Here is a 21,873-nt window from a genome sequence, read left to right as displayed (position 1 = left end):
CTTAATATGCTGAACCGCCGTATACCAGTCTTGTTGTGCGGTGCTGTAATAGAACGGGAGTATTTTACTCCCTCCTACTCAATTGTTATTCACCACGGTTTCCCCGAAACTTTCGAATCTACGACTCCAGTTATTCCTATTTGGCATCTACTGCAAGGATTTCTTTCTCTGCCTTCTGTTCTGGAAAGAGGAACGTGTTAAAGGTAACTAACACAGTTCCAATAAGAAGTAAAACCGCGCCAGAGGATAGGTATAAAGGGATGACACCGAAAATCTGAACGAGAAAACCACCCATTAGCGGAGAGGCTAATACGGTAAAGCTAATAATCGAACTAAAAATCCCGGAGACACGCCCGATTTCGTGTTCTTTCGTTTCTTTTTGTATAATGTATTGGGGCGTGATAGTTAATAACCCCACCCCTAATCCACCAATAAAGCAAAGGAAGACGGGATAGAGAACATTAAAACCTTCCTTTAGGAAACCCACTCCGCCAAAGCCGCCGCCTACTAACAGCATGCCAGCACCAATTAACCATCCAAAATGCTTTAATGTTTCAAAGCGATTTAAAAAGATAATCATTACCACTGCTCCAAGTCCTGAACCGCCCATTAACCAACCAGTGAGCTCAGGAAAATGTGGTGCAAGTTCACGGAAAAGAACAGGGAATTGAATGTCCACCATTTGAATGACAGTCAAACCTAAGAAGGTTGCGATGAAACTAACAACTATTACTCTTCTTTTAAATATAATGAGCCAGCCCTGTCTCCAAGCTCCCCAAAAGCTTTCTTCAATCAATGCTGTTTCATTTTTTGGTACGGTAGTTATCCTTTTCATTTCTTTATCTAAATAAACAAATAATAGGATAAAAGCCGAAATAGTAAACGCAATGGCATTAATTAGAATGCAAATCTTTGGTGACACGAGGCCAATTAAGGTAGCCCCAATAAAAGGGCCTATAATTTTGGCTAATTGATTCACTGTGCCGTTAAGAGTGACTGCTTTCATAATGAGGTTTTCTTTTACGACTAGTTTAATAAGTCCTTGCTGAGCAGGGGTGTGCACTACATTTACTGTTGCTCTTAATGAAATTATGACTAGTGCCATCCATGGTGTATTCGTAAACAGCAGACATACAGTTAAGACAGCGGTAATGAAGTCCGCGTACATCATAATTTTCACTTTATGAAATTTATCGCTTAATACTCCTGCAAATTGTCCAAGCAAGACGTGAGGAAGTGCATATGCAACAGGGATAAGAGCAATCATCACGGGATTTGCTTGCCAAACGTATCCAAATAAAATAATTATTGCCACCATATCAAACCAATGCCCAAGCATCGATACAGAATATGAGGCAAATAACTTCATAAAAATGGAGTTTTGCCAAATCGTCTCTTTCTTTATATTTACAATTGACATTTATAAAACATCCTTTCAAAACAACTTGTTATTTGTTTTAAGGATATCGAATGTATGTCAGAGCAATATCAGAGTACGGAATCAAATAAAGTTTTAATTTGTTTTTTAAGCGGAATTAATTGATATTTATCGAAAACTTCGTTCTTTTTAAGGAGGATTATTTCTTCGGCCTCTTTACAGTGAAGATCACCCTGCAATAGTCCAGCTACCAAAATAGAAATTAAAGTGTGCATGACAAACTTTGTTTTTTCAAGAACATGAAAAGATTGAGAAATCAAATCCACACCGAGTGATTTTCTTTTCTGATGGAGAAAGTAAATCCCCTTTAACATTAAAAACAAACCGTATTCCCTTTGATATGGTTTATCCTTAAAGAACGCATGTAGGCATTTTATTTTATCTTCTGCTAATTTCCAATCTTTCCGACCAATAGCATAGGCTAGCCAATTAACTTGGAAAAATCCATAGAAGCCAGGTACATCGAGAGAAATAGTCTTTTCAGTTGCTTCCAAAATTTCAAAAGCATGACGAAAATTTTTTTCTTTTAAACAAAGAAGAATTTTGAAAAAATCTATCTCTTCCTTGCCCTCATTTTCAAAAAGTTGTTTGTCTTCAAATATACGATAATAGTAATTTATTGCGTGGATGTCTTCTTCAACTGTCGAGTATAGGAAAAGCAACGGTAATGCTTTTTCCTTAAAAGGTAATGGAGAATGTAAAAATGCTTTAAAATCACCACGTAATAACTTCATTACTAGTAGCAACTTTTCATCTATTTCTATTCCAAAGGTATGCTTACTTAGTAACTCCTCAATGGCTTCTCCATGTCCAAAAAGATGATATTTACTAATAAGATTTATGGTAAGTTGTTGAAACTCCTGGTCCTCTACAAACGGAAACGACATGAACTCTTTTTGTTGAAACACTGTTAATTTATACCCAAAGCCTTTAACCGTCTCCAGTTTCAAAGCATGCTCCCACTTCTTTAGCTTTTTACGAAGGCGATAAACATGATCGTCAACGGTCCGGTCGGATGGAACCTGTAATGGCCAAACTGCATCCAAGAGCTGATGTCGCGATAAAGCCTTATTTCCATTTTGATAAAGGTAATCAAGGAGTAAAAATTCTTTTCGTAAAAGCTTTAACTCTTCTCCGTCAATCATAACGGAATAGTCACTAATATTGAAAACGACCGACATATGCACACCACATTTCTATCATTATTCCTGTAAACATATAGTATCATGTAGCATGAAAATGATGGTTGATAATTTTTTTATATTTTTGTAAAAACTGGTAAGTAAAAACTTCAAAATATAAACCTCTTAAAGGATAATGGAGGAGCAGAAATTATTCCGTATTCCGGAATTGGGCGCTATCCAAACAAGGATCAGCGCTCGTTTGTTTAAATGCAAAAGAAAATATCATGTTGTAGAGATTATTAGATTCTGAAATAATTGGAATTAAGCTTAAAAAAAGTAGAGGGGATTGCTTATGGAATATAGAAAAGCAGTAAAAGAAGATAGTGAATCACTCAGTAAATTAGCTTATAAGTCAAAGGCATACTGGGGATATTCAGAATCATTTATGAAACAATGTAAAAAGGACTTAACAGTAACAAAAAATTATATAGAAGAACAGGCTGTATTCTTATTAGAGGACAATAATAGGATAATAGCATTTTATAGCTTCTCCATTACAAACTATAAACTCGAGGCATTGTTTATTGATCCAGATTATATTGGGAAAGGGGTAGGGAAAATAATGTGGACGCATTTAATTAACAAAGCTAAAGAACTAGGAATGAATGAGTTTACTCTCGACAGTGAGCCTAAAGCAGAGGGTTTTTATTTAAAAATGGGAGCAATAAAAACCGGTTATTCTCCATCAACAGTTTTTCCGGATAGAAAATTACCCCTAATGAAAGTTCAAGTAATATAAGGTTCAGGTTCATATTCCATTATCGGGCGCGATCCTTTAACAAGGATTAGCGCTCGTTTTTAGGTTCCGGGCTAGGAAGCAGAGGTTTCAATGAAATAAAAACAATGGTACCTAATTTCTTTTTTGGTGAACTTTTCCTTTTTCCTTTTCGTTATATAGTTAGCGACTTTTCAACCGAAGTGGAATTTTCTTTTAATATGGAGTTTAAAGTGGAGGAAAGAGAAATGGAATCACCAATTGATATTGAAAAAAAACAATGGATAGCTTTAGTTATTTACTTTGGTTCTTATATCATGTCTGATTTATTAGATTCAATTTATGATTTTAGTCATTTAACATTGGTAACATTTAGTTTCATTCATTTTTCATTGTTATTATTTTTAATCATCTATTTATTAAAGAAAGATTTAAGCATAACGGTTTTCAATAAGGAACAAGCAAGTACAAGAAAATCTTTACTCATTATATTTATGAGTCTATTCATTATAGTTATTGGATTAATAATTATTTCTATACTAAGAAGCTTGTTGCTATCTACTCCCAATGAAAATCCAACAGTAAATATATTAAAGTCATTCCCAATTATGATTATCCCAATGGTTTTAATGGGTCCAATAATAGAGGAGATAATTTTTAGAAGGATTTTACTTGTTTCCTTTACAAAGAAATATAATTTATTAGTTGCTGTCGTTATTGTATCCATAATTTTTGCTGTTTGGCATCAATCCTTATCTAGCTTCCCGAATTATTTTTTTCTTTCCGTAGTATATAGTTATAGCTATTATCTTAGTAACAGATTAATGGTTCCAGTTATTCTTCATGTCTTATGGAACTTAATTGCATCATCTATACAAATTTTTGTGATGTAAGAATGTAATAGGCTTAAATATAAAGGAAATTTAGTTAAATAGGGTGGAATATTGATTTGCCGAATAATGTACGGGTTAAATTAATTATTCTTACGATATTAAAATAGGAGATGGATAATGAATATAGAAATTGAAATGAAAAATAAAAATCTTCCATTTATGGCAACAATACTTCTTTATTTAACGCAACTAATTTTATATCTTGCTGGTCTCATTTCCGGCACGGTTTTTGTGAAATTTCTGTTATTTATGAGTGTTATGTTTGTTATATTCTTGTTTGTTATTAGAAATATAGTAATTTCAAAACGTGCGTTTGTGTATTCAACGATTTTGTCCTCGCTTCTACTAATTTACGAGTTGCCACTTACACTTTTTGGTGAAAATGATTATTTGGTTACAAGATACAGTGAGCCAGAGGAATTAATAAAAGGAACTAGTATATATTTACTATCCGTAAAAATTGACCATTTAAGTAATGTAAATAACGAACATGAGATACGGGCTATGTATAATGATAATCAAAGAGTTTATGATGTAGTTCCTGGCACCAATTTTAAATTCTACAAGGATAAAAATTCATCAATTTTTGAATTTATAGGTTTATATAAAAGTGAAGTTGAAAAATCTTTTGAGAATGTAACAACTTATTTAAAAACAAACAACCATGCAATTGATGAATTTTTTGCACGTGACGAAAATGTCGGGAGCAGTGCTGGTCTAGCTTTAGTACTATCTAGTTTTATCGATCAAGGTAAGTTTCAAAATAATGTCCCAATTGCTGTAACGGGAGCCATAAGTAAAATTGGGGAAGTAAAGAAAGTTGGAGGTATTAAAGAAAAAATACAGATTGCTAATGAAGGTGAGTTCTCATTTATGATAATCCCTATTGGAAATCTTACAGAAGCCAACGAAGTGAAAGAAAGATTAAATCTATCAATTAAAATAATCGGAGTTCGGGATGTAGATGAGGCAATAAAAATTATTAAAAAATATAACTAAAAGTCATTTCTATATTGTAGGAGAAATGTAAGTATGAGTTACGTATTATCTTTTACATAATCAGGTGTCACTGTAAATAGATAAATCCTTATAACTTACTAGTCAGACTATATAGACAGCTAACAGGACAGGTACTAAAGATTTTGCAATTGGATTAGCTTTTCCCTATTCAATTATGGGGATTAGATAATGGAACTAAATCAAATTATTGTTAAGCAAAATCAGCTTCATAGTAGGTAACTGCTTATTCAAGAATCGGGCGCATTTCTGGATCATCTATTTTTATTGAATAGGTCATTTATTTGAAGAAAATTTTAATAATTACCTCTTACGTTGCTTTTAAATTTTCAATTTTTGTGTAATAATAATGAAAATATATTTGAAACGCGATGATGAGGAAAGTAAGTCAACCATCATTTTCTTACAGAGAGCTTCGGTAGCTGAAAAGAAGCAGAAAATAGTTGATTGAAAATGGCCTTTGAGCAGCAAAGTCGACTTTCGGTTATTGAAATAGACCTTGACGAGATTTGGCACTCGTTATAAATGTCAAAGTATAAGAGTGAAACACTTACTCCGTACTTATTGAGGCTGATAATGTGAATTATTAGTAAATAAAGGTGGTAACACGAGATATACCTCGTCCTTAGGCAATTAATTTGTCTATGGGCGAGGTTTTTTTGATTTTATTAAGGAGGAAGAAGAATATGACCATTTTTATAGGAGGAGCATGGCCATATGCTAATGGATCACTGCATTTAGGGCATATAGCAGCTTTATTGCCAGGAGATATTTTAGCAAGGTATTACAGACAGAAAGGAGAAGCAGTACTTTATGTTTCAGGTAGTGACTGTAATGGGACACCCATATCTATACGAGCAAATCAAGAAAATACGACAACTGAAGCAATTGCAAATCGTTACCATCAAGAATTTGTAGAGTGTTTTCAAAAGCTAGGTTTCACTTATGATTTGTACACCCGTACAGATGCCATACATCATCATAAGTCTGTACAGGTTATTTTTTCAAAGCTTCTTGAAAATGGTTATCTATACAAAAAGCCGATTGAGCAGGCTTATTGTGAAACAGATCATCAATTTTTACCAGATCGGTTTGTAGAAGGAATTTGTCCGAATTGCGGTGCGAAAGCAAGGGGAGACCAATGTGATAATTGTTCTGCCATTTTAGATCCCCTTGATTTAATCGATAAGCGTTGTAAAATCTGTGGGAACCAGCCCACCATTAAAGAAACGGAGCATTTTTATTTCTCGTTTAGTCAATTCCAAAAAAAATTAGAAACCTTTGTGGAGACCGCGCGAAAGGGAAATAGTTGGCGTGAAAATGCGATTTCTTTAACAACTAGATATTTAAAAGAGGGTGTACCTGACCGAGCAGTTACACGTGACTTGCCGCATGGTGTTGAGGTTCCCATAGCAGGTTTTGAAGGTAAGAAAATTTATGTGTGGATTGAAGCAGTTGCAGGCTATTTAACAGCATGTATAGAATGGTCGAAGCAACATAACGAAAATATAGAAGATTGGTGGAATAAAGAAACCATTTCCTATTACATTCATGGGAAGGATAACATTCCATTCCATACTGTCATTTGGCCTTCTATTCTAATGGGTATCAATAATCCTGCTCTACCAACACACATTATTTCCAATGAGTATTTAACCCTGGAAAAGCGGAAGTTATCGACGAGTCAAAATTGGGCTGTCTGGGTTCCATATTTTTTAGAGAGATATGATGCTGACTCTATTAGGTATTTTCTAACAATCAATGCACCTGAAAATCGAGATACTGATTTTTCATGGCGTGAATTTGTATATAGTCATAACAGTGAATTACTAGGTGCATATGGTAATTTTGTCAATCGCACGTTAAAGTTCATCGAAAAATCTTATGAAGGTAAAACACCAGAAGGTAAGATTAATTTAGAAATAAAGGCTAAGATTGGTCAACTATATAAAGAAGTTGGCTCACTAGTTATGAATGCCCATTTTAAAAAATCCTTAGAGAATATCTTTGAATTTGTCCGGTATGCTAATAAATATTTTGATGAGCAGAAGCCATGGATTCAAATTAAAGAAGAAAAACCCTTATGTGATAATACAATGGCAAATTGTATCTATATAATTTCAAATCTTACACAGCTATTAAATCCTTTTCTTCCTTTTTCAAGTGAAAATGTTAAAGAAATGTTAGGATTAAATGAACTTAGATGGGAGGAAATTGAAATTTCATCCCTGTCCCTTAAAGAAATTAAACCACTTTTTGAAAGGATAGATTTAGTAAGAATTGATGAGGAATTAGAGAGATTAAATGAAGGGATTTTATAACAGTGAAGATATCTGTTATTCAAGAAACGGGCGCAATTCTGCAGCAAGAATTGTGCTCTTTATTTATGTTAAGGGCCACTTAATGGAATTAGGGAATAAAACCGTTGGTTGTTTATGGTAAAATCGTTACCATAAGGATGATTATTCAAGAGCAATTTTATGCTATGAATACTAGAAATTTATGGAGGCATGAAATACATGGAAACAACCCCCTTTAGAATAGACGAAGAAATTTTTCTACAACAGTATCTACCCGTCTTTGAGAAAAGGTACAGTGTGAAAAATATCAAACATCTTATTCAATTTTCTGTTTTTCTACCTTTTCAGATACCCTTTCAAGACAACTCAATCATATCATTTTCCGAAAACGATTCAATTTTGTCTTTCACTCTAACAAATCATATAAACGAAAAAAAATACACGGGGGGGAGTTTGGTATCATCACATGAAATTGAATATTATGAAACAAGAGTAGAAATGTCCTTCTTTACAGCTACAACTTATTATTATATGACTGAGAAAGTTTTATCCGAGATATTTAATACTTTATTGGAGGGGCTAAATGATCTTATTATTGCCTATTTAATAAAGAAAAAAGATAATGACGTCTATAAAATTTCAAAAGAAATGTTGGAACCTGTATGTGTTTTTAGAAAGGTAAATATTGAAGGAAATAGTTTCAAACATATAGAAAATGGGTTATTTACGTTGCATTTTAACATTAAACATAAGAAGGAACTTTTAGATTTTAATACCCAAAGCGAGGTAGCAGAGTATGCTGTTGTAGTAAAAGATAGCATTAACCCTTTTATTCTTTCTCAAGAATTAATGTTAACTGCAAAGAGAAATTTCAAGCAAGGATTCTATAAAGAAACTATAATAAATACCCAAACTAGCATAGAAACCTTCTTGAGGACTACAATGAGTGAATTTTTAAAAATTGAAGAATTAACGCTAGAGGAGATTGAAAAATTCCATGAAGACACTAACTTTATTAGCATGGTGAAAAGAGAGTTTTCTAAGAGAATAGGAGGATCTTGGGATATTTTAAACATAAGAAATGATGTTGGAAAATGGTTTAAATACTGTTATAAGATCAGGAACAAAATTATACATTCTGGATATAATCCTTCATTTGAGGAAGTAAATAATGCGTTAGAGGCCGCATTAAGTCTCAGAGTTTTTGTCTATAATCGAATTTTAAAATCAAACAAGTACAAAGAGATTTCCATATATCTATAATTTTTCAACTAATATAAATATGTTTTTCATAATTGAGATATTCAACGCGAAGTAGGTTTCCGGCATTTCACATAGAACTTAACTCATAAGTCTATTTATTTGCGAGGAGAAGTAATGACAAAAACAATTGTAAAGTTGAATGAGTATAATTCAGAATGGGAAAACCAATTTGAATATGAGAGAAAGAAAATTACTGAAGCTATAGGTGATAAAATAGCTGGAATTGAACATATTGGAAGCACTTCAAAGCAAAGCCGATCATTGATATTATGGTAGGCATAGAAGATTTAAGTAACATATCATTCCTTGTTTCTCCTTTGAGTAAAATTGAATTTGAGTATGTTCCCAAACCAGAATTAACAGACAGGAGATTTTTTGGGATTATGGGGTAGAGGTACTTGTCATTTACATATTTGTGAAATACATAGTACAGAATGGGTTGAGAAACTGTTGTTTCGTAATTACCTTAGAAATTATCCTAAAGTGGCAGAAGAATACGCATTGCTAAAAGGTGAACTTGCTACAAAATATAAGTATGATAGATCAACATACACCCAACAAAAAGAACCGTTCATTATTGATATTATCGAAAAAGCAAAAGGAGAATTCAAAAAAATTAGTTCCATCAACGGGGGCTCTAATTGAAGATTTTATAATAATTATTTCAAATTCGAGTCTTTGGCATTTTGGCGCTTAAATGGAATAAATAGTAGATGAAAAGACCACAAAATATGCAAAGTTTTATAACAAAAATCATACTGCCATTTCATACATAAATTAAATGCCAAATACATTCTTACTGTTTTACTTTAAGTTTTTTATGACGTTATTAAATATAAATTAAACAATTTATGACATCTTTAAATATATAAAATGAAAATTTAATTATAAAAATGTAATAATAATTTCTTTTTTTTATGACAAGATCAATTATAACTCACAGATGGAACCCCTGTTGCGAGCTTCAGGCTTGCTGTTAACCGTAATTTCAAAAATCAGGAAGGTGTCTATGAGGCAGACTTTGTCTCTTGTACGGCGTGGAGAGGTACGGCGGAAACGACGGCAAATTATTGTCGAAAAGGCGCACTGGTGGCAGTCACTGGTAGGATACAAACGAGTCGATATGAATCCAAGGATGGGACGACAGTTTTTGTTACCGATGTGGTGGTGGACAATGTGCGGTTTCTTGAAAAAAGGAAGGAAGAAAAACCTTCTGCACCACCAATCCCACCGTACCCAGAAAAGCTGGATTCGAGTACAAACCAAGTCCGTAGTGAGGTGCAGAGTTGGGAGCAGTCCCAACCTCCGCAGCAGGAAAACAGGCAACCGGAACATCACCAAGGTCCGCCGCCTGCTACCCACTCCTCACAAAGGACATCTGAATTTCCAGACTTTCCGACACAACCGAAGACGCCTGAAAAGGTGGGAGTGTAGCTAAAAGTCATGCGCGGTCATCCCAATAACCAAGCAACGTAACAAGTAATCTATATTTTACCTATAAAGCAAAGGGCTCCCCTCCCATTTTTGCTTTAGCCTTTCATTAAAAAAGGCAACTTGCGGAAACAAGCTGCCTTTCTTTTTACGCTTATCAGCATGTAGCAGAGGATAAGCCCTCTTGGTTCCTCTAGAGAGAAGATGTGCCTCTTTGATCTCCATTCCTTGGTGCCAGCCTTATTAAGGGTTGGCTTTTTTTGAACAATTTCATTTATTCACGTAGATACTCATCATGTCTTCCATCAATTTTCTATCTGAGATGCTTTGGTTGATGTACTTATGTAGGATATCCTTAAAGTTTGGGTGTTGTTTTAAATAGTCAACAATGTGCATTAGTTCTTCATCAGCTTGCTTGATTTGATAGAGTTGGTTGAATTCTTTTACATAATGTTCTTGTTCGTAGTGGTTTCCGACCAAGTAATCAATGGAAACTTGAAATAGTTTGCTCAGCTCAATGAGTGTTTCAATTGGTGGCACTTCTTTTTCCGTTTCCCATTTGCTGATGGTACCGTGAACCCTGTTAAGGCGATCAGCAAGATCTTGTTGCGACCAGTTTTTTTGATTACGAAGGGATTTAATGTTTCTGGCTAAAAAGGACGTGTTGTTCATCATATCTCCTGCCTCTTTTCCGCATTTCTTTTAACGTAATGGAAAAGGGAAGAAGTGGTTGTTCTCGTCTAGAACAATATTCTTTTATGTTCTTAAATAGAACATTGTCGAATTTTGCAAAAGAAAGAGAATGAATGAGAATAGGGCAGAATACCCAGAAAAACACCGTAAATCGTCTAATTACCTATATTTTCTATAAAAAGTAAATTTATCTATACTAAGGAGGAGTTTAGGATGAAAGAGGGAGTGATGGATGTGGCTGATTTTAAGTTGACTACGGTAAGTTTCCTTCCAGGCAGGGAAGATCAGATTCAAGAAGGACAAGATTATTATATTTATGTAAGAGAACCAAAGGATGACTACTCATCAGCACCGAGATCCTCTTTCTTTGATGCATTGGAACTTTCTAAGGAAGAAACGACTAAAAGTGGAAATTGGCGTTGCATTTCGACAAGTTCCAACCAGTCTGTTGAACTGCATTTTCGCTCATACGAGGATAAAAGGATTATCTCGGTAACCATCAACCTCCCAAGCTACCAACTTGATATCTCCTCTTATGCCTGGTACAGACAGCGTAAAGCGTTCCTTAAGCTAGAATGCCCGGAACAAGTCTGCCAGAAATTAGTGGAAGGGCTATTACAAAGGATCTTTGTCAAATACAATGGGAAAACGGCCTATCTAAGTTTAAAGCAATCAAAACATGGAGTGACCAGTAAGAATAGAATTTGAGTAGAAAGGTATAAGGCATGCCTAGATAGGACACACCGTAATTAAGTGGATTTTTTCAGCTTCTAACTCAATTACGGTGGTGGCTCATATGAGAAATAAGAGGATTCTATACTATCTGTTTCTGGCCTTTGGCTGGACCGTCATATTGTTCTATTTGTCTTCCATGTCCTATGCTGAGCAGGATATCAGGCCATATTTGCGAATGCTTGTGGCAGAGGAACATATTGCTGCAGTGTTTGCGGGAGTGGAGATTCCGTATGTGAATAACAAAATGAGTGTGGACAATATGGGAGGGTATCAGTTTGTAGAATTCCTTTTTCGAAAAGGAGCTCATCTATTTTTTTATAGTGTTCTTGGTTATTTGCTTGTCCGGTACTTTGCCAGTTCTCTAGGAAGAAAGTATTGGAGAGTGTTTGCTTTCAGTTTATCCATTCTCCTTGTTATTGCAATGCTTGATGAATTTTTGCAATTCCACCATCCAGACCGCAGCGGGCAGTGGGCAGATGTTTGGCTGGATGGGATGGGCGGACTGAAAGGGATTATTACGGGATTTCTTTCTACTTACGTTAAAAAGAATCGTAAAGAGGGCAAACAAAAAAGCGCAGACTCATCTATGTAGATGGGTGCTGCGCTTTTTTAGTTTATCACCTCAACGTCAACAAATCCCTTAATTCCTCATTATCAAGTTCAGTAATCCAACCCTCGCTTGTGATGATCTGATTGTTCAGCGCCTGCTTGGATTCGATCATCGCATCGATTTTTTCCTCCAGCGTGCCTGTCGCAATAAACTTATGAACGTGGACAAATCTGCTCTGGCCGATCCGGTACGCTCTGTCTGTTGCCTGATTCTCCACGGCCGGGTTCCACCAGCGGTCATAATGGATAACATGGTTGGCTGCTGTCAGGTTTAAGCCGGTGCCCCCGGCCTTCAAAGAAAGCACCAGCACATGAAACTCGCCGTCCTGGAATTCTTGAATCAGCTGATCGCGGTTTTTTTTAACGACACTGCCGTTTAGAAATCTTCCTTTTTCCCCGAGTGAGGATTCTAATGCCTCAATAATCATATTCCCCATGGAAATGTACTGGGTGAAAATAAGGCAGCTTTCTCCGCGTAAACGAATCTGCTCCACTAACTCCACCAGCTTTTCCATCTTACTGGAGCGCATCAAGAGATTCTCTGGAGTTTCCTCTTTCAGATAAAGAGCAGGGTGATCACACACCTGCTTCAACTGGCCAAGCATTTTCAACACAAGTCCGCGGCGTTGAATCCCACCCAACTCTTCCACCTTATCCAAGGTTTCTTTTACGAGCTGTTCATAAATAGAAGCCTGCTCAATGGTCAACGGGCAATATTCCTTCTGCTCCTGCTTGGCTGGCAGGTTCAGTGCCACCTGTTCATCCTGCTTGGTGCGGCGCAGTAGGAACGGTTGAATGAGCATCTGCAATTGTTGAATCTTCTTTTTGTCCTGATCCTTCTCGATCGCCAACACAAACTGCTTATGAAAGGAGCCAAGTGACCCCAAATAGCCAGGGTTAATAAAATCAAAGATTGCCCAAAGCTCTGACAAACGGTTTTCCATTGGGGTACCGGTAAGCGCGATGTGATGGCCACCGCTTAAATTTCGCACTGCTTGAGATTGCTTCGTGTCAGCGTTCTTGATGTTTTGCGCCTCATCCAAGCAGATGGTGCGCCAGCCGATACTTGCCAATTCCTCTTCATCCAGATGCGAAATGGCATAGGAGGTCAACACGACATCTGAATCTAAAACGGCTTCTCGAAAAATAGACCCTTTTCCACGATTAGGTCCGTAATGCAACATAACATCCAAGCTTGGGGCGAATTTCTCCAGTTCTTTTTGCCAGTTTCCAAGAACAGATGTCGGGCAAATGATGAGAACTGGTGGACCTTCTGGCTCTTTTTCCTTGCATGATAAGAAATACGCAATCAGCTGGATAGTCTTTCCAAGTCCCATGTCATCTGCAAGACAAGCCCCAAAGCCGTGATCCCTTAAAAAGGTTAGCCATGCTGCACCTTGCTCCTGGTATGGTCTGAGCTCGCCTTTAAATGTCTCAGGTACATCAAATGGCGGAATTTCCTTGCCTTGATAAAGCTGTTCAATCAAGCGCTCAGCAGATCCTGTTAGCTCGTAGGAGATATCCTGGATAGAATAACTTGCCCCCGCATCCAGCGAGGCATCATCCGGAATTTCCCCACCCATGCCAGCCGCATTGCTTTTCAACAGGTCTTCCATACGGATCCCATTTTCTTCTGCATGCTTCATCATCCGCTTTATTTCTTCAATAAACCCTGGATCAAGCACAACCCATTCGCCTTTAATCTGTACAAGACGGCGGTTTTCTTCCACTAGCGCTAGGAACTCCTCTTCGGAAAGCTCCGTGTTGCGGGTGGAAAAGCGCCATTCAAAGTTAACTAACGACTGCAGACCTACAAAAGACTGAGAGTGGTTTCCTCCCTTTTTGGATCCGTTCACTCTTGCTTTTACCTTGATTCGGGAATCCTTAATAGCTTGCCACCATGGCGGAAGGAAGATGAAGCTTCCGATTGCCAACAGCCTTTCGCTGCCCTCTACAAGAAAACGCCATGCATCTTCTTCCGTCAAATAGGACCGGATCTGGCCATTTGAAAATAAAGAAGGAGTCAGCTGCTGCCACTTTTTGAAGCCGCGGTTCACTTCTTTTTTGTATTTTTTATAAGAAGGAGGGAGGCTATCCTGCTCCCACACATATAATTCTTCTGTTTTCTTATCTTTCAGCAACGTTTCCAGCTTCCAGTCTTGTTCCCCTTTTTCTGGTTCCAAAAGACGGAGCCCTAGCTTAAATGGAGTGGTATCTTTCGTCCAGCCGATGTCTCGAAGCCAGTCTTCTTCATCTAAATATTCTACTAGGGAACCTTCCGCTGCTAATTGGCGCGGGTCCTTTGTATAGTCCATCCAGTATGTTTGGAGGTACCCTTCTTCCTTGCGTTCCATCCAATCTTTCATGATGGCGTCCAACCATTCTTCCATTTTACCGGCATAAGAAGGGAGGAGAGGATTTTGTGCAATCATCTCCTGACCTTCCTTTGTTAAAGAAAACGAAAGTTTGCCTTCTTGCCACGCGGCAAAGCTTGGTTGAAAGGCTCTTTCGTTCAACAAATCAGCGACGGTGGGAGCAATAAGGCGATATTGTTCCGACTGATCACACCACTCCAGCTCGATAAAAGAATTCTCGGTATTATTGGCATACAGTTCAAGTGCGTCACTCGGATTTAAAAATATGCCGGAAATCCCGTCATAAGTAGACTCTTCAAGGACAGAGCCGAAAAAGGACCCCTCATGCCAGGTAAAGAGCAATGGGGTGAAACGAGATGGCGGCAGGACGGAAGAGCGAATTTTCACATACAGAAAAAACTGATTCCGTTCCTCGATGTAGTTCGACTTGGCAAATAACGCCTCATTAATCATAACTGAATCTTCCCTTTTTTAATTCTTCTTGGAAGGAGCGGAGTCGCTTTGTTCCTTCTTTTAATTGCAGTAAATACTGAAGCCAGATGTCTTCAAGTTTCTCTTTTTTATACAGACTATGTAGGGTCTTCAACAGAGATGTAGCCTCTTTATAAGCGGTTTTATTGCGCTGTTCCAATGCCTTGTTTATTGCCACATGATAGAGCGGGAAAAGCGCATAGGCGTCCGTTTTCTTTATCTCTTTTAGCTTATAAGCCTCCAACCCGCTTAGCTCAAACCCCATCCAAAGCTGCAACTCCACCCATTGACGGTAGTTTTTCGTTTCAAACAGATACCATTCATATTCTCCGTAACTATATGGCATCAGCTGGCGCATCGCATCCTTATAAAGTTTGTCTTGCCTTGTTTCCATTGCATAATCCGTCAACAATTTAAGCAAATGTTTCGTCAGTTGCCTTTTGCGGTCATAGGTCGGTTCCGAATGGATATAGGACGTCACAATCGGCAGTGAGATAGCAAGCCAACTTTCCAATCGGTCCTTCGCTTTGGTGGAGACTAGGGATTGTAGCCAATGGAAAAGATATGGCGCATACTGGTTGCCGTTTTTCTTGACGAGCTTCAACGCATCCTCATCTTTTTTTAGTAAAAATAACAAATGGGTTTTAGCCAACTCAGCCTGCAGGGACGTCTCGCCTTCTAGCTCCTTCAGCTCTGAGGACATCCAATTGCGACGCTGGAACACATCATTCCAGGTGAATTGATATACATAAAACATTTCTCTTATAAAAGGTTCCTCTTGTTGCAACAGCTTTTCACGGATCAGTTGCCTGCTTTCCTTCAGCAAAGAGTCAAGTTGAAAGGCGATGGCGCTGTGAAACAAGCCTTTTGATTCCTCTTCCACCGTATCTACAAAACGGTGCAGGATATCAGCGATGTATTGATAAGGCTGGGAGCTATCATAGCTGTCTATCACCTGTTCCATACAATAGAGAGAAGCGTGTAATAAAAACAATGGACGTATTTCCGCTTTTTTCGGAGCCTGTGTACGCAGTTTAGGGAAAAACGCATGTGTCAGCCCGGTCAGATACGTTCTTTTACTGGGAATGGAGCTTTTATATTGTTGATGCTGGTAGTCGACAAATTCCAGCCAGCTTGAAAGGGAGCTGTCCTCATAGGTTGTTGCTTCTTTTTTTATTGTTGCTGATGCAAAAGTTGGAAGGATGTTGTCCGTACTTTGTTCCTTCCAGCCGTCGATAAGGGATGCGATTGTTTTGGATTGTGACCAAACGGAAAGAAAGGTGGCTAGCTGATGGGGGCATAGGGTCGTTGCGCCACATGAACATCTGCTGAGGTCACCGATTTCTTCGTCAAGCAGGACGTGTTTTTGGCCGTTGTCTTGTACTTTTCCGGTCATGCTGGATCCTTCTTGGTAGGCGTGTATGACGTTGCCTTGGCGGAACAGTTTTAGGCCTTCTTTTAGGATGTTTCTGTTGTTGTCGTTAGTGAGTGGGTATGTATTTATCAGCCATGCTGCGAACTGCTCCATTTTTGTCACCATCCATTAGTGTTTGAAAAGTTTCTATAACTCCCTGCAACCTTCCGATCCAGGTGTTCGCTTTCCGCGGGACGGTGCTTGAGCCTCCTCGGCTTTGCCTGCGGGGTCTCAATCTACCGTTACTCCCCCGCTGGAGTCTCACACCTTGCTCTCCAGGCTTCAGGGGGGACTTGTTGCAAAAAACGAAAAGGTCTACTTCATCGCGTAGACCTTTGCCGGTAAAATCTTCTTATTCTATTATAGGTTTTTTGGGTGGCAGTTACAACCTCGTGACACAGGTACTTCTTATTCGACAGTAAAGGTTTCTTTTGCTGTAGCGTGATGGTTTGAATCAGTAAAGATGAATTGGATGGTGTATTCTCCTGGGGGCAAGCTTGCAGTCAAATCGCTGTAGGGGATAGGGTACTCCAATGACTCCCCTGGAGCTAAAATCATCTCTTTTATGGCTTGGGTGTACATCATGCCTTCGGAAAATCGTTTAACTTCGCTGCCCGATTCGTCGTACACAACATAATCGTACTCTTGTCCGGAAGAAAAGTGGATTTCGGCATCTTCCTCTTTGTCGTTAGTAACCTTGAAAAGGAAGTCACGGTTTGTTCGGTCAACATGAACAGCCAATTCTTCTTTATTTAACTTATTTGTTTCTAGCTTCTTTCTAGTTTCTTCCTTTGATTTGATAGGATCTTTTGATTCTTTTGGATCTGTAGAAGAATCATCTACATTCGTCCCTTCACTTACTGGTGTTTTTCCATCTGAAGAATCAGGACTACCTTGGGAAGAGTCTTTCGTCGTTCCACATGAAGACAGTATCAGTAACATTAGTAGTAATGACGTTATTTTATACATAGTTCAACCTCCGTTTTGGTGGTATGGACTTATCGAATGAGCCGTTTCTTCCTCTTACACAACTATATATGACCCATACCCTTCTTTGTATAGTTAGACGTTTAATTATATAAAAAGTTACAAGGAGGTGGACAGGTCATATGCCTGTTTTTGTAAATCTTTTACAAATGGGACATATGATAATAGTACAAATGGTCTAAAATTGTAGAAAGAGGTGGAATGTATGAAAATAGTGTTAGACGCAGGCCATGGATACAGTACCCCTGGAAAGCGTACACCTGATGGAATGAGAGAATATGAGTTCAATAGGGTGGTTGCCCAATATACAAGACAGGAATTACTGCGCTATCAAGATGTGGAGGTGCTTTTCACTCACTCAGACGATAGGGATGTTCCTTTGCAAGAACGCACAGATAGAGCAAATGCCTGGGGGGCACGAGCGTTTGTCTCCATTCATGCAAATGCATTTGGTAATGGAGGATGGAATACGGCTCAAGGAATAGAAACATATACACCTATTGTTCAGTCCCCAAATTCCAATCGCCTCGCCAATATGGTCCACCGCAGACTCATCCAAGCAACAGGTAGAAGAGATAGAGGCATTAAATCAGCCAATTTCCATGTTCTCCGCGAAACAACGATGGCATCTATTCTTTGTGAGTGTGGCTTTATGACTTACTACCCAGAAGCACAGTTGTTGAAAACGGATAGCTACCGTAGAACTTGTGCCTTGGCCATTGCCGGTGGCTTAGTAGAATATTTCAACTTAAAGCTAAAACCAACAACACCCCCGGTAACAAGGGTATACAAGGTGCAGGTAGGGGCATTCCGTGCAAAGGAAAACGCAGACAGCCTTGCCACAGAACTTAACAGAAAAGGCTTTAACACATTTGTGTTCAGAGAAGATAATCTATACAAGGTACAGGCAGGAGCGTTCTCGCAAAAAGAAAACGCAGACCGTTTGGCTGCGACTTTAAGATCCCAAGGCTATACGACCTTTATCAGCATCTAATGAGACCCTTTCTACGGGTCTTTTTTAAATTCGACAATATTTACTTCGAAATTAGGAAAAAAACAGGGAAAATGTACTTATATATCGAACTATAGAAATAGACATAAGAATGGTGTTTTATAGGGGGATATTGAACGATGAAAAATATCGATTGGAAATCATTTTTTAAGAGAACTGCTAATTTCATATGCTTTGCACTTTCACTAATATTATTAATCTACAATATTAGTATCGTGGGGTTCTTTTATTTACTTGTAACTTATGGGGAAACTCAAGGGACCATGATTTATTCTTTAATTAGCGTAGCGGGTATTCTTCTTGTAATCATTCCGCTTGTATTTAAGTTGGCTAGGTTTAAGTTTTATTATTTTGCTTTGATAGGGCTGCATTTTTTTGCCGCATTCCTGCCTATTTTAATGAGAAATCTGTCTGGAGTGTTTGATAGAGTCCTATAATTTGTCGAACAATAGGTGGTTGATGTCTTCCGTATAACAGATAGAATAAATATAATAAAGAAAAAAAGAATGAAGAGGAGACAGGACAAGTTGAAAAAAGGAATGATTGTAGCATTTCTGTTTATTGTTACCGGTATTTCCTTTATAGGGTATGGCCTATTTGAAAAAATCAGTATGGATAGAAAAACGGAGGCGGCCCTTAAAGATGCTGTTTCTATAACTAAGGGAATGGTGGGCGAAAAGGATACACCAGATAAAAAAGACCGTCCGAAAAAGCCCGATGATTTTGCACCTGAGACAGGAGAAGTAGTCGGACTGCTGAAAATACCTAGACTTGAAGCCGAGCTGCCAATAGTAGAAGGAACGGACCCTGCAGAGCTGGAAAAGGGAGTAGGGCACTATAAAGGTGCATCTTATCCAGGTGAAGTGGGGCAAAACGTGTTATCAGGGCATAGAGATACTGTTTTCCTTCGCTTGGGTGAACTGGAAATCGGTGATAAATTTTATGTGAATATGCCATATGGGGAATATATGTATGAAATCTATGACTCTAAGATAGTGGATGAAGATGACAGAACAGTTATTACCCTTCAAAAGGAAAAGGAAGATCTGCTTCTCACCACATGTTATCCCTTTACTCTAACTGGTGCGGCGCCGGAAAGATATATTTTATATGCAAAACCTGTTGATTCAAGATAATAACACCTTGCGGGGTGTTTTTTATTTTTCCTCTTTATCGACAAGAGCCGGAAAATCTTAATAGTTAGAAAGTAGTTATTTGCAAAAACTTTTTATTAAGGAAAACTAAGAAAAACATGCGTAATATAGAATGGAAAAGTATTATTTTCTTATATTGATATAATATTTACGCAATCTCGTATTTTTTAAAAAGATGAAAAAAGTACTGTATTTACTTAATTCGACAAAATACACCCATTCTCAATGATTCTCTACTATGATAATATAAAGGTAGACTATATAAAGAACGATAGATAGTACAAAAGCACTATATTTGGAGGGGAAAAAATGATTGATGTTCATTGCCATATACTTCCGGCTGCTGATGATGGAGCAAGACATATGACTGAGAGCCTGGAGATGGCCAGGGCTGCTGTGAAAGAGGGAATAACCAAAATAGTTGCTACTCCCCATCATAATAATGGGCAATACATGAATTCGAAAATAGAGATCTTGGAAAAGGTTAAGGAGCTTAACGAGCGATTAGCCAAGGAAGGTATTAATATAACTATTCTACCAGGACAGGAATGCCGAATTTCAGGGGAACTATTTGAACAATATGAAAGAGATGAGTTGCTAACTATTAACAATACAGATAGGTATGTTTTTATCGAACTCCCTTCGAGCCAAGTGCCTCTTTATACGGAAAAAATCATTTATGATATCCAGTTAAAAGGATTAACTCCTATCATTGTGCACCCTGAGCGAAATGCAGAATTGATTGAAAACCCAGAAAAGATATATCAATTAGTGAAAAAGGGTGCCTGTACACAGGTGACAGCTGCGAGTATAGCAGGTAAGTTCGGGAAGAAGATTAAGAAGTTTTCTCTGGACTTAATAGACGCAAACCTTACCCATCTGGTCGCATCTGATGCGCATAACCTTAAGAATAGAAATTTTCATATGACTGAGGCATATAGGGTTATAGAAAAAGAGTGTGGAACCGAGGCGAAATTTCTACTAATGGAAAATGCAGAACTGTTAGTGGAAGGTTCGATGATCGTGAAGGAAATCCCTGAGAGAATTAAAAAGAAGAAGTTGTTCGGCTTATTAGGATGATTATAAAAAGGAGAGGGCACCCGCAATATAAAGCGGTTCCCTCTCCTTTTTTAGTTATTACTAGCGATTTCTGAATCAAGTTCAAGATGTTTTTTCAATTGGTTAGAAATTTCGAGACGGTCTTTTTCTGCCACAATTAGATAATAGATATTATTAATTCTTGTGCCTGACCCTGTTAATTGATGTTGGGAAAGGTTATGACGTGCCTCTTTATAATTACTCTGGATATCGATCATTTCATTGAAAGTTAGGTTTGTTCGAACATTGTTACCCAAGACGTCAAGAATATCATCAAACTTAGTGACCGAAGAGATGGAAGCACCTTTGTTGATTACACCTTGAATAATATCTCGTTGTCTTTGTTGGCGACCAAAGTCGCTATCTAATTTACGCATGCGAGAAAAACTTAATGCTTCTTCACCATTCAGCTCAATTTCCCCTAATGGAAAATGATGTCCGCTCTGACTGAACTCTAGTTTATTGTTTACGGTTACTCCGCCAACGGCATCTACAATATCTTTAAAGCTTTCCATGTTGACTTGGACAAAATAATCAATCGGGATATCTAAAAAATTCTCTACAGTCGCTATGGACATTTCCGGTCCACCAAATGCATAAGCATGATTAATTTTGTCGTCAAATCCTTTTCCGATAATCTCCGTTCTTGTATCACGAGGAATGCTGACCATCTGCATTGATTTATCGTTCGGGTTTACTGTCAATACGATCATGGAATCTGAGCGCCCTTTATCGCCAGGTCTTTCGTCCACTCCTAGAATTAGGAATGCTAAAGGGTCTTTTTGGCTGAAATCAACTTCAGAAGGCCTTTTTTCAGAACTTGGTCTTTCTAATGGGGTATGCATGGAAGTTACAGTACTTTCGAGAGATTTATAGACACTGAAAGCAAAAATTCCAACCCCTATAGTAGCAATGCCTAAAATACTAACTAAAAAAACGAACCATTTTTTCTTGAACATTCAGCACTCTTCCTTTTTTTAATAATCGTACAGTTAATTATATGGGTATTCCGACATTTATACAATATAGGAACAGTCATTTACTTCTTTATATTGTAACTTTTTGTAGATTTGGTGAATAATAA

General features: G+C 37.8%; 19 protein-coding genes, 2 pseudogenes and 1 other annotated feature. Of the genes and pseudogenes, 14 read left to right on the top strand and 7 right to left on the bottom strand.

All coding sequences use genetic code 11. The annotated features are described in order from the left end of the window. Nucleotides 1-136 precede the first annotated feature (136 nt). Nucleotides 137-1,420: an MFS transporter gene (locus B4U37_RS19635; protein ID WP_088019601.1), complete on the bottom strand. Its 1,284-nt coding sequence runs from the start codon at nucleotides 1,418-1,420 to the stop codon at nucleotides 137-139. A 68-nt stretch (nucleotides 1,421-1,488) separates the two neighbouring features. After that, a complete protein-coding gene (locus B4U37_RS19630) occupies nucleotides 1,489-2,619 on the bottom strand; it encodes a winged helix-turn-helix domain-containing protein (protein WP_088019600.1) in 1,131 nt (376 codons plus the stop codon). 295 nt (nucleotides 2,620-2,914) lie between these two features. On the opposite strand from B4U37_RS19630, the gene B4U37_RS19625 reads away from it, so the two are divergent. The 8 genes and pseudogenes from B4U37_RS19625 to ssb form a co-directional block, all read left to right on the top strand. After that, the gene (locus B4U37_RS19625; protein WP_088019599.1) at nucleotides 2,915-3,361 is read left to right on the top strand and encodes a GNAT family N-acetyltransferase; all 447 of its coding nucleotides are present in this window, start codon (nucleotides 2,915-2,917) and stop codon (nucleotides 3,359-3,361) included. Between the two features lie 104 nt (nucleotides 3,362-3,465). After that, a complete protein-coding gene (locus B4U37_RS19620) occupies nucleotides 3,466-4,230 on the top strand; it encodes a CPBP family intramembrane glutamic endopeptidase (RefSeq protein WP_088019598.1) in 765 nt (254 codons plus the stop codon). A 117-nt stretch (nucleotides 4,231-4,347) separates the two neighbouring features. Next, nucleotides 4,348-5,229 carry a S16 family serine protease gene (locus B4U37_RS19615; protein ID WP_088019597.1) on the top strand — a complete coding sequence of 294 codons (882 nt, stop codon included), beginning with the start codon at nucleotides 4,348-4,350 and terminating at the stop codon, nucleotides 5,227-5,229. Nucleotides 5,230-5,609: 380 nt separating this feature from the next. Next, nucleotides 5,610-5,877, top strand: a binding site (T-box leader). Between the two features lie 56 nt (nucleotides 5,878-5,933). Beyond that, nucleotides 5,934-7,568: a methionine--tRNA ligase gene (gene metG, locus B4U37_RS19610; RefSeq protein ID WP_088019596.1), complete on the top strand. Its 1,635-nt coding sequence runs from the start codon at nucleotides 5,934-5,936 to the stop codon at nucleotides 7,566-7,568. Between the two features lie 189 nt (nucleotides 7,569-7,757). Then, on the top strand, nucleotides 7,758-8,810 hold the full coding sequence (locus B4U37_RS19605) for a hypothetical protein (protein WP_157663851.1): 1,053 nt from the start codon (nucleotides 7,758-7,760) through the stop codon (nucleotides 8,808-8,810). A gap of 114 nt (nucleotides 8,811-8,924) precedes the next feature. Next, nucleotides 8,925-9,202: pseudogene (locus tag B4U37_RS22640) on the top strand (GrpB family protein). 58 nt (nucleotides 9,203-9,260) lie between these two features. Continuing rightward, entirely contained in the window at nucleotides 9,261-9,455 is a 195-nt protein-coding gene (locus B4U37_RS22635) for a GrpB family protein (RefSeq protein WP_281252757.1), read from the top strand. Between the two features lie 357 nt (nucleotides 9,456-9,812). Further along, nucleotides 9,813-10,244 (top strand): annotated as a pseudogene (ssb, locus tag B4U37_RS19595) (single-stranded DNA-binding protein); the annotation flags it as partial. A 267-nt stretch (nucleotides 10,245-10,511) separates the two neighbouring features. On the opposite strand, the gene B4U37_RS19590 reads toward ssb, so the two are convergent. Beyond that, a complete protein-coding gene (locus tag B4U37_RS19590; protein WP_010197348.1) occupies nucleotides 10,512-10,916 on the bottom strand; it encodes a helix-turn-helix domain-containing protein in 405 nt (134 codons plus the stop codon). A 231-nt stretch (nucleotides 10,917-11,147) separates the two neighbouring features. On the opposite strand from B4U37_RS19590, the gene B4U37_RS19585 reads away from it, so the two are divergent. Further along, nucleotides 11,148-11,642: a hypothetical protein gene (locus B4U37_RS19585; protein ID WP_088019594.1), complete on the top strand. Its 495-nt coding sequence runs from the start codon at nucleotides 11,148-11,150 to the stop codon at nucleotides 11,640-11,642. A gap of 88 nt (nucleotides 11,643-11,730) precedes the next feature. Further along, entirely contained in the window at nucleotides 11,731-12,261 is a 531-nt protein-coding gene (locus B4U37_RS19580) for a VanZ family protein (protein ID WP_010197342.1), read from the top strand. Nucleotides 12,262-12,286: 25 nt separating this feature from the next. On the opposite strand, the gene B4U37_RS19575 is transcribed toward B4U37_RS19580, so the two are convergent. The 3 genes from B4U37_RS19575 to B4U37_RS19565 form a co-directional block, all read right to left on the bottom strand. Beyond that, the gene (locus tag B4U37_RS19575; RefSeq protein WP_088019593.1) at nucleotides 12,287-15,106 is read right to left on the bottom strand and encodes a DEAD/DEAH box helicase; all 2,820 of its coding nucleotides are present in this window, start codon (nucleotides 15,104-15,106) and stop codon (nucleotides 12,287-12,289) included. Beyond that, nucleotides 15,099-16,664: a hypothetical protein gene (locus B4U37_RS19570; protein WP_157663850.1), complete on the bottom strand. Its 1,566-nt coding sequence runs from the start codon at nucleotides 16,662-16,664 to the stop codon at nucleotides 15,099-15,101. The genes B4U37_RS19575 and B4U37_RS19570 overlap by 8 nt, the downstream gene beginning before the upstream one ends. A gap of 282 nt (nucleotides 16,665-16,946) precedes the next feature. Next, complete coding sequence (locus tag B4U37_RS19565; protein ID WP_088019591.1) at nucleotides 16,947-17,507, bottom strand: BsuPI-related putative proteinase inhibitor; 561 nt, start codon at nucleotides 17,505-17,507, stop codon at nucleotides 16,947-16,949. 223 nt (nucleotides 17,508-17,730) lie between these two features. Between B4U37_RS19565 and B4U37_RS19560 the strand changes: the two genes are divergently transcribed. The 4 genes from B4U37_RS19560 (at nucleotide 17,731) to B4U37_RS19545 (ending at nucleotide 20,771) form a co-directional block, all read left to right on the top strand. Beyond that, entirely contained in the window at nucleotides 17,731-18,519 is a 789-nt protein-coding gene (locus tag B4U37_RS19560) for an N-acetylmuramoyl-L-alanine amidase (RefSeq protein WP_088019590.1), read from the top strand. Nucleotides 18,520-18,656: 137 nt separating this feature from the next. Beyond that, entirely contained in the window at nucleotides 18,657-18,974 is a 318-nt protein-coding gene (locus B4U37_RS19555; RefSeq protein ID WP_088019589.1) for a hypothetical protein, read from the top strand. Nucleotides 18,975-19,043: 69 nt separating this feature from the next. Then, nucleotides 19,044-19,673 carry a class D sortase gene (locus tag B4U37_RS19550; RefSeq protein WP_281252755.1) on the top strand — a complete coding sequence of 210 codons (630 nt, stop codon included), beginning with the start codon at nucleotides 19,044-19,046 and terminating at the stop codon, nucleotides 19,671-19,673. 327 nt (nucleotides 19,674-20,000) lie between these two features. Then, entirely contained in the window at nucleotides 20,001-20,771 is a 771-nt protein-coding gene (locus tag B4U37_RS19545; RefSeq protein WP_088019587.1) for a tyrosine-protein phosphatase, read from the top strand. Nucleotides 20,772-20,821: 50 nt separating this feature from the next. Here the strand turns inward: B4U37_RS19545 and tagU are convergent, their stop codons facing one another. After that, nucleotides 20,822-21,748, bottom strand: coding sequence for a polyisoprenyl-teichoic acid--peptidoglycan teichoic acid transferase TagU (tagU, locus tag B4U37_RS19540; RefSeq protein WP_088019586.1), 927 nt, complete (start codon nucleotides 21,746-21,748; stop codon nucleotides 20,822-20,824). Nucleotides 21,749-21,873 lie beyond the last annotated feature (125 nt).

The sequence above is a fragment of the Sutcliffiella horikoshii genome, from assembly GCF_002157855.1.
Classification (GTDB): Bacteria; Bacillota; Bacilli; order Bacillales; family Bacillaceae_I; genus Sutcliffiella_A; species Sutcliffiella_A horikoshii_C.
Note: the sequence above shows the minus strand (reverse complement) of the source record. Positions and strands in the feature narration are given on the sequence as shown.